At 38.5% G+C, this 13,536-nt stretch carries 10 protein-coding genes; 9 read left to right on the forward strand and 1 reads right to left on the reverse strand.

The window, feature by feature from the left end:
- The first annotated feature begins 2 nt into the window (after positions 1–2).
- The 8 genes from ftsA (at position 3) to BTO11_RS07190 (ending at position 9,291) form a co-directional block, all read left to right on the forward strand.
- The gene (gene ftsA / locus BTO11_RS07155) at positions 3–1,232 is read left to right on the forward strand and encodes a cell division protein FtsA (protein WP_105051959.1); all 1,230 of its coding nucleotides are present in this window, start codon (positions 3–5) and stop codon (positions 1,230–1,232) included.
- Positions 1,233–1,258: 26 nt separating this feature from the next.
- Entirely contained in the window at positions 1,259–2,431 is a 1,173-nt protein-coding gene (ftsZ, locus tag BTO11_RS07160; protein ID WP_105051960.1) for a cell division protein FtsZ, read from the forward strand.
- A 92-nt stretch (positions 2,432–2,523) separates the two neighbouring features.
- On the forward strand, positions 2,524–3,435 hold the full coding sequence (lpxC, locus tag BTO11_RS07165) for a UDP-3-O-acyl-N-acetylglucosamine deacetylase (protein WP_105051961.1): 912 nt from the start codon (positions 2,524–2,526) through the stop codon (positions 3,433–3,435).
- Between the two features lie 360 nt (positions 3,436–3,795).
- Entirely contained in the window at positions 3,796–4,875 is a 1,080-nt protein-coding gene (gene hppD / locus BTO11_RS07170; RefSeq protein WP_105051962.1) for a 4-hydroxyphenylpyruvate dioxygenase, read from the forward strand.
- A gap of 52 nt (positions 4,876–4,927) precedes the next feature.
- Positions 4,928–5,473, forward strand: coding sequence for a VOC family protein (locus tag BTO11_RS07175; protein ID WP_105051963.1), 546 nt, complete (start codon positions 4,928–4,930; stop codon positions 5,471–5,473).
- A complete protein-coding gene (locus BTO11_RS07180; protein WP_105051964.1) occupies positions 5,473–6,480 on the forward strand; it encodes a fumarylacetoacetate hydrolase family protein in 1,008 nt (335 codons plus the stop codon). Before BTO11_RS07175 ends, BTO11_RS07180 begins: the two co-directional genes overlap by 1 nt.
- Before the next feature lie 217 nt (positions 6,481–6,697).
- Positions 6,698–8,194, forward strand: coding sequence for an Hsp70 family protein (locus tag BTO11_RS07185; RefSeq protein WP_105051965.1), 1,497 nt, complete (start codon positions 6,698–6,700; stop codon positions 8,192–8,194).
- 347 nt (positions 8,195–8,541) lie between these two features.
- Positions 8,542–9,291 (forward strand): SDR family NAD(P)-dependent oxidoreductase, encoded by a 750-nt coding sequence (locus BTO11_RS07190; protein WP_105051966.1) that lies wholly within the window; start codon positions 8,542–8,544, stop codon positions 9,289–9,291.
- Between the two features lie 109 nt (positions 9,292–9,400).
- Here the strand turns inward: BTO11_RS07190 and BTO11_RS07195 are convergent, their stop codons facing one another.
- Positions 9,401–10,132 (reverse strand): FadR/GntR family transcriptional regulator, encoded by a 732-nt coding sequence (locus tag BTO11_RS07195; RefSeq protein ID WP_105051967.1) that lies wholly within the window; start codon positions 10,130–10,132, stop codon positions 9,401–9,403.
- A gap of 231 nt (positions 10,133–10,363) precedes the next feature.
- Here BTO11_RS07195 and BTO11_RS07200 point away from each other — a divergent pair, with 231 nt between their 5' ends.
- Entirely contained in the window at positions 10,364–13,462 is a 3,099-nt protein-coding gene (locus BTO11_RS07200) for a TonB-dependent receptor (protein WP_105051968.1), read from the forward strand.
- The last annotated feature ends 74 nt before the right edge of the window (positions 13,463–13,536 follow it).

Below are 13,536 nucleotides of genomic sequence, written 5' to 3' on the forward strand. Positions count from 1 at the left end.
GTATGAACTCAAGTGCAAAGGCCAACGACCGAAATTTAATAGTCGGTTTAGATGTAGGTACTTCAAAAGTAGTTGCTGTAGTTGGTGAAATTACCCCAGATCAACAAATAAGTATTGTTGGTGTTGGACATCATGCTAGTCATGGTATGGATAAAGGCGGAGTGAATGACTTAAATTTAGTTATTGGCTCGGTACAGAGAGCGATTAATGAAGCTGAGTTAATGGCTGATTGTCGTATCTCGTCTGTTTATTTAGCAATAAGTGGAAAACACATCTCTTGTCAGAATGAGAGTGGCATGGTGCCAATTAATGATTCTGAAGTAACCGCTGACGATGTTGAAAACGTCATCCATGCTGCAAAAGCGGTTCCTATGGCAGCTGAAAGAAAAATGTTACATGTTTTACCACAAGAGTTTTCAGTGGATATGCAAGAAGGAATTAAAAGTCCGGTTGGTATGTCTGGTGTTAGAATGGAAGCCAAAGTACATATAGTGACTTGTGCTAATGACATGGCGAAGAACATAGTAAAATGTGTTGAACGTTGTGAACTAAAAGAAGATCAGTTGATTTTTAGTGCTTTAGCCTCAAGTTATTCTGTTCTAACAGATGATGAAAGAGAATTAGGTGTTTGTGTTGTTGATATGGGCGGTGGAACATTAGACATCGCTATTTATGTTAACGGTGCAATTAGACATTCTGCTGTATTACCTATAGCAGGTAACCAAGTTACAAACGATATAGCTAAGATATTTCGCACGCCAATTAGTCATGCGGAAGATATCAAAGTTAAATACGGTGCGGCGTATCGTAACTTGGCAAGTGCAGAAGAAAGTATAGAAGTACCTAGTGTTGGCGGTCGACCTTCAAGAACTATGTCCAGGCATATGTTGGCAGAAGTGATTGAACCTAGATATCAGGAAATATTTGAATTGATTTTAGATGAAATTCGAAAATCAGGCCTTGGCGATCAAATTGCGGCAGGCATAGTTCTAACTGGTGGTACGTCAAAAATGACGGGCGCTGTTGAATATGCTGAGCAAATCTTCCAAATGCCAGTTCGAATTGGTACGCCCGTTGGTGTTAAAGGGCTAACAGAATATGTGCAGGACCCTAGTTATGCTACCGCTGTTGGTTTGTTGTTATATGGAATGGAAAAGCAACAATCTAACGATGAAGAAAAAGAACAAAGCTGGTGGCACAGAATAGCAAGCTGGTTCAAAGGCGAATTTTAAAGAATTTTAGACGGAGAGATATGACGATGTTTGAGTTAATGGATAATCATAACGAAGAAGCTGTCATTAAAGTATTTGGTGTAGGTGGCGGCGGCGGTAACGCAGTTGATCACATGGTTAAAGAATCTATCGAAGGGGTAGATTTTATTGCTGCAAATACAGATGCACAAGCATTACGCAATTCAGGTGCTGGCACGACATTGCAGTTAGGCAAAGAAGTAACTAAAGGTTTAGGCGCTGGCGCAAATCCTGATGTTGGACGTCAATCAGCGTTGGAAGATAGAGCTAATATAGCTGCTTCTATGGAAGGTGCTGATATGGTGTTTATAGCAGCTGGAATGGGCGGTGGAACTGGAACTGGTGCGGCTCCTGTTGTTGCTGAAATTGCCAAAGAATTAGGCATATTAACAGTTGCAGTTGTTACTAAGCCTTTTGCTTTTGAAGGCAAGAAACGTTTAAGTTATGCAGACCAAGGAATTGAAGAATTATCACGTAGTGTTGACTCTTTGATCACAATTCCAAATGACAAATTATTAAAAGTATTAGGGCCAAAAACGAGCTTGCTAGACGCATTTAAAGAAGCAAATAACGTGCTTCTTGGTGCCGTTCAAGGTATTGCTGAGTTAATCACTCGCCCTGGTCTAATTAATGTCGATTTCGCGGACGTAAGAACGGTTATGTCGGAAATGGGTACAGCTATGATGGGAACAGGTTCTTCATCTGGTCCAGACCGAGCGCAAGAAGCGGCTGAAGCTGCAATCTCTTCTCCATTGTTAGAAGATATTGATTTAGCAGGTGCTAAAGGTATTTTGGTTAACATCACTGCTGGTTTAGATATTAGTATTGAAGAGTTTGAAACTGTTGGTAATACGGTTAAAGCATTTGCATCAGAAAACGCAACGGTTGTTGTTGGTGCTGTAATCGATATGGATATGCAAGATGAGCTAAGAGTAACGGTTGTTGCAACTGGTATTGGCGCTGATAAGCGTGCTGATATCTCTTTAGTTCCGGCAACGCCTATGGCAGCAACTGGTACATCGGGCATGTCTAGTATGACTGGAACATCAGGTATGTCAGCTCAAGCAAATCCAGTAGCTCAGCCTATGCAAGAGCAACAACCTCTAATTGAACCAGAAGAGAAAAAAGAAGAAGAAAATTACTTTGATATCCCAGCTTTTTTACGTAAACAAGCTGACTAAATGTTGAACTATTGCGGATTTTACAAATTACCTGTATAATCCGCCGACATTTTTTAATATACAGTTTAGATAGTGAGAATAAGGTTAATTAAATGATTAAGCAACGTACTATCAAATCTTCAGTTACTACAACTGGAATTGGTTTGCACAAAGGTGAGAAGGTTACTTTAACCTTACGTCCTGCTGCGGATAATACAGGCATTGTATTTATGCGTACGGATTTATCTCCTGTGGCAGAATTTATAGCATCTCCAGAATTAGTTGGCGATACTCAAATGTGCACGTGTTTAATTAATGATCAAAACCAACGCTTATCTACTACTGAACATTTAATGGCTGCAATTGCGAGCCTATCAATTGATAACTTAATTGTTGAAGTTGATTCTTCTGAAATTCCAATTATGGATGGTAGTTCACTGCCGTTTATCTTCTTATTACAAGAAGCAGAAGTTGTAGAGCAAACTGCATTGCGCCGTTATATTAAAATAACTAAACCTGTACGTGTTGAAATTGGTGATAAATGGGCAGAGTTAAGACCATACAATGGTTTTAAAATTGACTTTAAAATTGAATTTGATCACCCAATCATTTCAAAATCAGCACAACGTATTAGTGTAGATATTACAGCCGAGTCATTTCTTAAAGAAATTAGCCGTGCAAGAACCTTTGGTTTTATGCGTGACATCGAATATTTAAGAAATAACAATTTAGCGTTAGGTGGCAACATGGATAACGCAATTGTTTTGGATGAATACCGAGTGTTAAATCCAGACGGTTTACGTTATGAAGATGAATTTGTTAAACACAAAATTCTTGATGCAGTTGGTGACTTGTATATGGCTGGTAAGCCTTTGCTTGCTGAATTTGTTGCATTTAAATCAGGCCACGACTTAAACAATAAAGTTTTAGTGGAATTGATGAACAACAAAGATTGTTGGGAATATGTGACGTTTGAAAACGAAACACCTGAATTGGTGATCGACAGCTTACCTCAATTAGCATAAAACAATATTTCTTGAAAAAAGCGCTTACGGCGCTTTTTTTGTGCCTGTTACTTTATTACCAATTACTTAACCGTATTTTTTTTCAGCGCTTTCCTCAGAGATTCCCTTTATCTTTATGTAAACACAACGATGCACACGAAGGTTTATTGTAAACATAAGTTGCCTATAAAAACCGTTAAACATTAACTCCAGTAATTAACTGATATTTGGGCTATTTGCTATATTGCAGCCATATCAATAGAAGTTGTTTTGAGGTTTTTGCTATTCATTGCTTAAGCGTTAAACAAATATAATAACAATAACTATGAAAAATAATCATAGATATAACTTAAGACTTAACAGTTTAATGGGGAAGGTAACTTGGCTGATTTATTTGAAAACCCAATGGGGTTAGACGGATTTGAATTCGTAGAATTTTGTGCTCCTGAAAAAGGAATACTTGAACCTATTTTTACAGCAATGGGCTTTAGTAAAGTTGCTGCGCACAAATCGAAAGATGTGCAGTTATGGCGTCAAGGTGACATTAGCTTCATCTGTAATTATGAAAAGGGCAGCCACGCAGATTACTACGCTCAAGAGCACGGCCCTTCAGCGTGTGGTTTAGCATTTAGAGTTAAAGATGCTCAGTTTGCTTACTCTGAAGTATTAAAAAAAGGCGCTCAGCCAGTTCATATTGAAACTGGCCCAATGGAATTACGTTTACCTGCTATTAAAGGCATAGGTGGCGCTACGCTGTATTTAATTGACCGTTATAAAGATACTAATACTATTTACGACATCGATTTTAACTGGGTTGAAGGTGTTGACCGTAACCCTGAAGGTTGTGGATTCCATACGTTAGATCACTTAACTCATAATGTTTATCGCGGCCGTATGGATTATTGGGCTTCTTATTATGAAGACTTATTTAACTTCCGTGAAATTCGTTACTTTGATATTAAAGGTGAATACACAGGTTTGTTATCAAAAGCCATGAGTGCACCAGATGGTAAAATTCGTATTCCGTTAAATGAAGAAGCAGCTGGCGGCGGTGGTCAGATTGAAGAATTCTTAATGCAATATAACGGTGAAGGTATTCAGCATATTGCATTCTCTTGTGATGATTTGATTTCATGCTGGGATAGACTTAAAAAATCTGGTATGAAGTTTATGACAGCACCTCCGGAAACCTATTACGATATGTTAGCTGAACGTTTACCTGGTCATGGTGAACCTGTTGATGAGCTACAAGCGCGTGGCATTTTATTAGACGGAACTACAGGTGATGGTCAACCTAGACTACTTTTACAGATATTCTCTGAAGCATCATTAGGCCCTGTATTTTTCGAATTTATTCAGCGTAAAGAAGATGATGGATTTGGTGAAGGCAACTTCAAAGCGTTATTTGAGTCGATAGAACGTGACCAAGTAAACCGTGGCGTTATCGGTGACGACAAATAAGATAGCTAAGGCTTTTTGGAGTACTTGTTAGAAGTACCTACTAGGAGGAATTATGAAAACTCAAGGTATTCACCATGTTGCGTATCGATGCATCAACGCGAAAAAAACCATGGAATTCTATCGTGATTTGTTGAACATGGAGTTTATGTTAGCGATTGCTGAAGATAATGTGCCTTCAACAGGCGCTCCTGATCCATACATGCATATTTTTATGGACTCAGGGCGCGGTAATGTACTGGCTTTTTTTGAAATACCAAACTCGCCGGACATGGGCCGTGATGAAAACACGCCGGCTTGGGTTCAACACATTGCTTTTAAAGTTGACTCAATGGATGACCTGTTAGAGGCTAAAGATAAGTTGGAGGACGCGGGTATTGATGTTCTAGGTCCAACTAATCATACTATTTTTAAGTCGATATACTTTTTTGACCCAAATGGCCACCGCATTGAATTAGCCGCAAATACTGGTAAACCTGGTATGTTAGACGAATTAAAACGAGTAGCACCTGCTATGTTAGATGAGTGGGACAAAACTAAAAAAGCACCACAACACGCAGCTTGGTTGCACAGTGGTGAAGATTTTCCAGGAAGTAAATAATGAAATTAGCAAGTTTGAAATCAGGCCGTGATGGCAAGTTAGTGGTTGTGAATAACACATTGACCAAAATGGTTAGTGCGACAGATATAGCGCCAACGATGCAAGCCGCGTTAGATGATTGGGATAATGTAGAGCCTAAACTTAACGCCTTATACGCAGACCTAGAAAGTGGTGATGTAGTAGGTGAAATATTTGATCAAACAAACTGTGAGTCGCCTTTACCACGAGCATATCAATGGGCCGATGGCAGTGCTTATGTTAACCACGTTGAGCTTGTGCGCAAAGCGCGTAATGCAGAAATGCCTGCTACCTTCTGGACAGATCCATTAATGTATCAAGGTGGCTCTGACAGTTTTTTAGCACCAAGATCTCCAATCGTTATGCCTCAAACAGATGGATTTGGTGTTGATTTTGAAGCGGAAGTTGCAGTTATAACTGGTGATGTTCCTATGGGCGTATCGGCAGATGATGCAGTAAATTACATTCGTTTAATCATGATAGTGAATGATGTGTCATTACGCGGCTTAATACCTAATGAGCTTGGTAAAGGGTTTGGTTTCTTTCAATCAAAACCATCAAGTGCATTTAGTCCCGTTTGTGCAACACCTAAACAACTTGGTGATGTATGGCAGGATGGTAAATTGTCTTTGCCTCTACTGTCAATTTTGAATGATGATATGTTTGGGAAACCGGAAGCGGGTGTTGATATGACATTCAACTTTGGTCAATTGATTGCTCATGCTGCTAAAACGCGTCCATTATGTGCAGGTACTGTTATTGGCTCTGGTACTGTGTCTAATAAATTAGATGGTGGTGCAGGAAAACCAGTTAAAGACGGTGGCGTTGGTTATAGCTGTATTGCAGAAATTAGAATGATTGAAACCATCGAGCACGGTAAACCAACAACTCCATTTATGCAGTTTGGTGACAAAATACAAATAGAGATGTTTGATAAACAAGGCCAGTCTTTGTTTGGTCAAATTAATCAGACACTGCAACAGCAGTGATCTTCATCAGTATAAATAGCCTCATTGTTTAATGGGGCTTTTTTTTGTCTAATTTTGCCTTACCTGCCAGTTAAGTTTTGCTCAATAAAGTTAAGATATTCATGATAAAAATAAAGTAATTTTTTTAACTGAAATTATTCATGGCCTTTTGATTAAATATGGGTAGAATTGCTTGCCGATTTTTCTGGTAAATTTAACGAATAAAAAAGAGGGTTCAATGGTAACTGTAGGTATTGATTACGGAACATCTAACTCCGAAGTTGTATTATTTGATGGTAAAGAACATCATTATATTGAGCTGGATAGAGATTCAAAAACACCGTTTAAGATCCGTTCTTCGGTATTTATTTATTATGAAGACGATTTACCTCTTCCTCCGGTTGAAGTTATTCAAGAAAAAGTTCAGCGTATCAAACGTGCTATCACCGCGCAGCTAGATAAAGCTAAAGACAAATATGAAGAAGCAAAGAACCCAGCTGACGAGCGCCGTTATTTAAAACAAATCGACCAACTACGAGCTGAATTCCATAATACGCCTGCGTTACAACGTAGAGCGATTAATGAATTGTTAAAAAATCAGTCGGTAGATGATCTGCCTTTACATAAAATGGTAGAGACGGGGACATTCTTATTTGGTGAAGCTGGATTTAAACAGTATTTAAAAACACCAGAAAAAGGTCGTTTGATTTATTCTCCTAAAAACTTTTTAGGGGCAAATTTATTGTCAGGCCAAAAAGATGCATTTGTTGGTTTGATTGCTAAGCAGTTAAGTTTCTTTAAAGAGTCTGCAGAAGCGCAATTAGGTAAGAAAGTGACTGGAGCCGTAATTGGTCGACCGGTTAAGTATCATGGAACTCGTGGCGAAGACGGAAATTCACAAGCAATCATGATAATGACCGAAGCTTCAAAATTAGCTGGGTTTGAAAAAATCGATTTCTTGGAAGAGCCAATTGCTGCAGCTTATCGCATAGAGCAAAACCTAACAGAAGAAAAAGTTGCACTGGTTATAGATATCGGTGGTGGTACAACAGACGTATGTTGTATACGTTTAGGTACTCAAAAACAACATGAGTACGATAGACAGCAAGATGTATTATCTGTTACAGGTACACGCCTTGGTGGGATGGAATGTGATAAAAACCTAATCTTAAAATGTATTGCTCCTTCTATGGGATTAGGTACGGAAACCACTAATGGTATACCAATTCCTCCACTGTATTACAGTGACATGGTTGCGGTAGATGACATCCCAAGACTGAATAAATTCTTTACCGATGAAACTGGCCTAGAGATAGCACAAACTATATCTGTAGCCAAAGAACCGAAAAAATTAGAAAAGCTATTAATAGTGCAAGAAGAAAAACAGTCAGCGCGTTTGGTTAACTCTTCTAGAATGGCAAAAGAAATGCTGTCTGAAAAAGATCACATTGTATTACCACTAAAATACATTGAGCCTGACTTTACCGTAGAGCTGACTGAAAACGATTTAAAACGTTCTATGGTTGGTTGGATGTCTAGAGTTCGAGCCTTGGTAAATGAATGTTTGAATAACAGTAGTGAAAAACCAGACATACTATTCTTAACCGGTGGTATGAGCTTGTCACCTGTGGTGCAAAAGGACATTAAAGAAATGTTACCGGATTTACCAATGGTGACGGCGGATGCATTTAAGTCAATATCGGAAGGATTGAGTATTCAGGCTAATAAACTTTAGCCAATACGTATCAACCTTTTAAGCTAATCGTCCAAATCCATTGAAAATCTCAATATTTGGGCGATTTTTTTTTATTAATTTTTAACAATCTTATTTTTAATCCCATTTTTGTGTGTATTCAGTCGTTTAATATCTAAATATGCAGAGGTATTTAGCTGTTCTAACCTATATTTCATCTCAAATTACCTATTATGGTTAACCAATGGTAAATAATTGGTTGACATTGAGTTGAATACTGGTTAGTTTCTCTTCTCTACTAGCTTCAGAGCGAATAAAGGAGTGCGGTTCTTTTTACTGTATGAAGTTAGAAATTTTTAATATTAGATAATTAAGTTCTGGAGAATAGAATGTCGATGAAAGGCAAAGTAGCAATTATAGCAGGCGGTGGACGAGATATAGGCCGTGCATGTGCAATCGATTTAGCAGAAAAAGGCGCGAACATTGTTCTTACTTATCATTCAAGTAAAGAAACCGCGCAATCTGCAGTGGCAGAGATTGAAGCTTTAGGTTGTAAAGCAATTGCAATCAAAGCTGATTTAACTTTAAAAGCTGATGTTGATGCAACCGTTGCAGCAGCATTAGAAACTTTCGGTTCAATTGATACGTTAGTACATGTATCTGGTGGATTAATTGGACGTGTTAAAGTGTCTGAAATGTCTTTAGAGCATTGGACAAACGTTATGAACTTAAACTTAACGTCTTTATTCATGATGTCTAACGCATGTATCCAGCATATGAAACCTGGAAGTACTATTGTGACTTTCGCTTCTCAAGCAGCACGTGATGGCGGTGGCCCAGGATCTGCAGCTTATGCAGCATCTAAAGGCGCTGTAATGTCATTCACTCGTGGTCTTGCTAAAGAGCTAGGTGTTAATAACATCCGTGTAAATAGCGTATGTCCTGGTATGATAAGTACTGGTTTCCACGATACGTTCACTAAAGATGAAGTTCGTAAAAACGTAGCGGGTGCAACTGCCCTTAAACGTGAAGGTACTTCACAAGAAGTAGCTAAGTTAGTAACTTTCTTAGCAAGTGATGATTCATCATATATGACAGGTAACTGTGTAGATATTAACGCTGGTATCTTATTCTCTTAATAAGCCTAGTTTAAATATTTAACATAAAAAAAAGAAACCATATCGGTTTCTTTTTTTTATGCTTTTTTTATGACAAAACACAATTGTTTAGTCATAAATACCAGCTTACTTAGCTCACTAAGTGACTTAAAGAGTATAAATCACGAGTTTCATTATTCTTTCTCTTAACTTCTTCTAACGCTTTAGCTTCTGTTGCATCAAATAATGCATTGATAAGACGATTAAAGTGCTCATGCATTGCTATACGAGCTTTCTGTGCATCACCAGCCTTTAATGCATTGTAGATATCTCTGTGTTCATCTTTACGTTTATTTACGTTTGATTGACACACCATACGATAAGCTTCTTTAATATTCTCTTTGCTCTCTCTTAAAGACCAAAAATTTTGAACAGCAAATAAAATAGCGTTGTTACGTGTGGCTCTAGAAATAATAGAATGGAATTCTTTATCGGCTTGATCTGCGTCGATCCCAGCTTCCATTTTAACTAAATTTGTATGCAGCTGTTCTAATTCTTCTTTGGTTATACTTCCAGCAGCCAATGCAGCAGCTTCACCTTCCACCAAAGCTCTGGCTTGAGTCAATTCAAACGCGGTAACAAATAACTGTTTGTTTGCTTCATCTGGCTTTTCAATAACGTATACACCAGAGCTGGTTTTTACTTCAACACGTTGACGAACTTCTAATGCAATAATTGCTTCGCGGATTGTAGGGCGACTGACGTCAAACTGCTCTGCTAGTAAACGTTCAGGAGGCAAACGACTACCAGGTGGATAATTACCAGAATCAATAAGTAATTCGATTTTGTCCACGATATCCCAAAATAATCGGCGGTTTTGCATTTTTGGTCTCTTTGTCTATCTGCAGCTAAGCTGGATTTATTGAAAATTTAATTACTGTTAGTATATCGTTATATCAGCTTTTATTGAATAATCAAATTGGTTAATGAATTAGTTTTATTTGGTAGGGTGGAATTTGTCAAGTGGTTAACCAAAGTGGTTGACAATCTACCGATATATTGGTTGAATGAGCCTGCTGTATATAAAAAAAACAATAATTATAAGAGAATCTCGATGGCTACTCACAACAAATTAAACAGGGTTAGTAGAGTGTTACGTCAAAACATTCACAACCATAAAAATTTTTTATACACCTCTACCATCTTATCTATGCTGGCATTTCCAGCCTTAGCTGCGGAACCAAGCAGCACAGATCAAGTTGAGGCAGAAGTTGAAGTAATTGAAGTCAGGGGCCTTAGAGGCACAATGACTCGTTCGTTAAATGAAAAGAAAAACAATACGGCTATCGTCGACGCGGTAGCAGCTTCTGACTTTGGTGAGCTGCCAGGCCTTTCTCTTTCAGACATTATTGAAAATATCTCAGGCGCTTCAGGTCATAGACTTAAAGGTAGCCAAAATGAAATATCAGTTCGTGGCTTAGGATCTTATTGGGGATACTCTACCTTCAATAATCGTACTATTACCAACGCCGGACCAGGCCGAGCGGTAAACTTTAAAAAATTCCCATCTGAGTTAGTTGATAAAGTTGTTATATACAAATCTCAACAAGCTAACTTAGTTGAAGGTGGTACATCAGGTACTATCGACGTTAACTCCTTACGTGCTGTTGATTATGGTAAGAGTCAAACAACAGTTGAAGCAACCGGTATCTATAACTCTTATTATGGTGATGTAGAAGGTGATGCAAGTCCTTGGGGCAATAAGTTTGTTGTTTCTACCGTGCAAAGTTTTGAAACTGATGATTATGGTGATATTGGCTTCTCATTTGGTATAAACCGTACTGATTCATCAAACCCAGAAGAAAACTACGGTGGTAGTTCTCAAATGGGTGTATGTGCTCTGCGTGATTCAGATGGTAACGATCTATCTGATGATGGTGGCGATTGTACCGGAGGTAGTTCGGAACAAGCCGTTAGTGCTGGCCGTGCAGGTCGTTCACCAACAATAGGTGAAGATACTTTCTTAGCTGATTATGATCAAAGTTCGATTTTTTATGTACCAAATGATGTTTTCTGGCGTACAGGCGAAGATTCAGACCAACGTACTGGCGCAGTAGCAACGGTACAATGGAAGCCAACAGACCGTTGGGATATAAATGCAGATTTTGAATATTCAGACTTAGAATATACAGAAAAACGTATGGAGTTAGGACTTGATTCACGTCGTCGTAACTTAGAAGACCATATAATTGCTGATGATCACACATTGTTGTATGCCACAGGTGAAGCGAAGCCGCAGCTAAATGGTGAAGACAGAAACCAGGTTGATGAATATCGTGGTGGTGGCATCAGCATAGAGTATCTAGCAACTGACGTTTTAAAACTGGCGTTAGATGTTTCTTATTCAGAGTCTTACCGTTATCGCTTACGCCAACGTACAAAATTTCGCTCACAAACTCGTTATAACTACGGATTAGACTTCCGTGATAGTGACGTTCCAGTGCTAACTTGGTTAGATGATGACCGTAATGCTCCTGGCGATGCTGGTTTTGATTCCGATGAAGTATTTGATGCATCTGATATGACTAACTTCATTCACGATGATCATGCTTATGTTGAATATCGTCGTACCCATGAAGAGCGTAAAGATGATATTTTAGCTGTGAATTTTGATGTTGAATATGACATCGATAATCCATTCATATCAAGCTTTACTGCAGGTGTTCGTTTATCAGAAGAACATTTAGTGGATTATGTAACTAATGATGTTTCACTCATTCTTACCGATGGCTCTCAAAAGTATGGCGCTAGTGATAACGAAGATGATGACTGGGATGAATTAAATCATGAGGCAAACTTAGCATTAGTAAACGGTATCGTTGATAGCTGTCAAAATGGCCACGATAACGGAAACTTATTCAGTGAAGAAGCTGGTTCTGGCGGCGATGCGTCAAACTTTGCAACTTACGACTCTAAATGTTTTATTGGTCAAGTTTTAGGTCAAATACCTGGAAGTACAGGAACTGATTTTTATGACATCGGCGAACGTGAAGACGGCAGAGATGGTGCTGACCGTGATGTAACTGAAACTATCACCGCTGCATATTTTATGGCAAATATTGATGCTGAAATATTTGATATGCCTGTATACGGTAATGTAGGTTTACGTGTTGTTCAAACTGAAACTCACTCAGAAGGTTGGGGAGATAAGGTTTATATTAGAACCAATTCTGATGGTACGTTTACTTCAGATATTAACTCAAGTGGTGAAATTGAAGCGGTAACTTTAGATTCAAGTTATACCGAAGCATTACCTAGCTTAAATTTAACATTCCAAGTATCGGAAGAGCTTTATATAAGAGCTGCAGTGTACCGTGCTATGTCACGTTTTCAAATGAATGCGATGTCAGCGGGTGTTAGTTACGAGTTGTGTCAGGATGAAGATGAGACTGTTTGTGATCAAGCAACAAACACTGACTTTTCAGCAGTTATAACTGGCGGTAGTGCTAGTGGTAACCATATGAAACCTTACCTTTCAACTAACTATGACGTGTCTTTTGAGTATTACCCAAATCAAGATGCGGCCATTACATTAGCCTTATACACCAAACAATTTACTGGTGGTTATGTTAACTCTGTTGAGTACCGTGATATTACAGTTGATCTTGATGGCGTAGATACATTATATGAAAATGTAGCCCACGTAGTTCGTCAAACCTCAGATGACACATCAACTATCTCAGGTGCAGAATTTACTGTTCAAAAACACTTTTCTGAGTTACCTGAGCCATTTGATGGTTTAGGTGCAAAAATGGCATACAACTTAGCTGATTCTGACTTTGTTACAGAAGAGCCTGGTTCTCCTGGTTTAGTTGATGATGCTAACTTATTCGGTTTCTCAAAAAATGTAGCCTCGGCTTCTGTTTATTGGGAAGGCGATAGTACAACCTTACGTTTATTATGGAAATATCGCTCTAAATACTTCCAGCCAAACAGCTTACCATTCCCAGATCGTTCTAATCGTTATGTGCAGGACGCATCATATTTAGACTTTACTGCAAAATATAACATTTCTGATGACGTATCAGTGTTCTTTAAAGGCTTAAACCTTTTAGACACTGCACAAGTAATGACTCGTGGTAATGATACGACAATTGCGGATTACTCTCGTTCAGGAATGAAATTTGAAATGGGCGTTAAAGCGAAGTTTTAATTAGATTTTTGTGAAAAATCTCAGTTGTGTTTTGTTGTGGACCAACTGAGAGCTCTTTGGAAACCTTTGAATAT

Source organism: Psychrosphaera saromensis (assembly GCF_002954545.1).
Taxonomy (GTDB): Bacteria; Pseudomonadota; Gammaproteobacteria; order Enterobacterales; family Alteromonadaceae; genus Psychrosphaera; species Psychrosphaera saromensis.

What these genes read in the sequence shown, in the direction of transcription:
- BTO11_RS07180 (WP_105051964.1), top strand. Translation starts at nt 5,473, where the DNA reads ATGAAATTAGCAAGTTTGAAATCAGGCCGTGATGGCAAGTTAGTGGTT.
- BTO11_RS07175 (WP_105051963.1), top strand. Translation starts at nt 4,928, where the DNA reads ATGAAAACTCAAGGTATTCACCATGTTGCGTATCGATGCATCAACGCG.
- BTO11_RS07185 (WP_105051965.1), top strand. Translation starts at nt 6,698, where the DNA reads ATGGTAACTGTAGGTATTGATTACGGAACATCTAACTCCGAAGTTGTA.
- BTO11_RS07190 (WP_105051966.1), top strand. Translation starts at nt 8,542, where the DNA reads ATGTCGATGAAAGGCAAAGTAGCAATTATAGCAGGCGGTGGACGAGAT.
- ftsZ (WP_105051960.1), top strand. Translation starts at nt 1,259, where the DNA reads ATGTTTGAGTTAATGGATAATCATAACGAAGAAGCTGTCATTAAAGTA.
- ftsA (WP_105051959.1), top strand. Translation starts at nt 3, where the DNA reads ATGAACTCAAGTGCAAAGGCCAACGACCGAAATTTAATAGTCGGTTTA.
- lpxC (WP_105051961.1), top strand. Translation starts at nt 2,524, where the DNA reads ATGATTAAGCAACGTACTATCAAATCTTCAGTTACTACAACTGGAATT.
- BTO11_RS07200 (WP_105051968.1), top strand. Translation starts at nt 10,364, where the DNA reads ATGGCTACTCACAACAAATTAAACAGGGTTAGTAGAGTGTTACGTCAA.
- BTO11_RS07195 (WP_105051967.1), bottom strand. Translation starts at nt 10,132, where the DNA reads ATGCAAAACCGCCGATTATTTTGGGATATCGTGGACAAAATCGAATTA.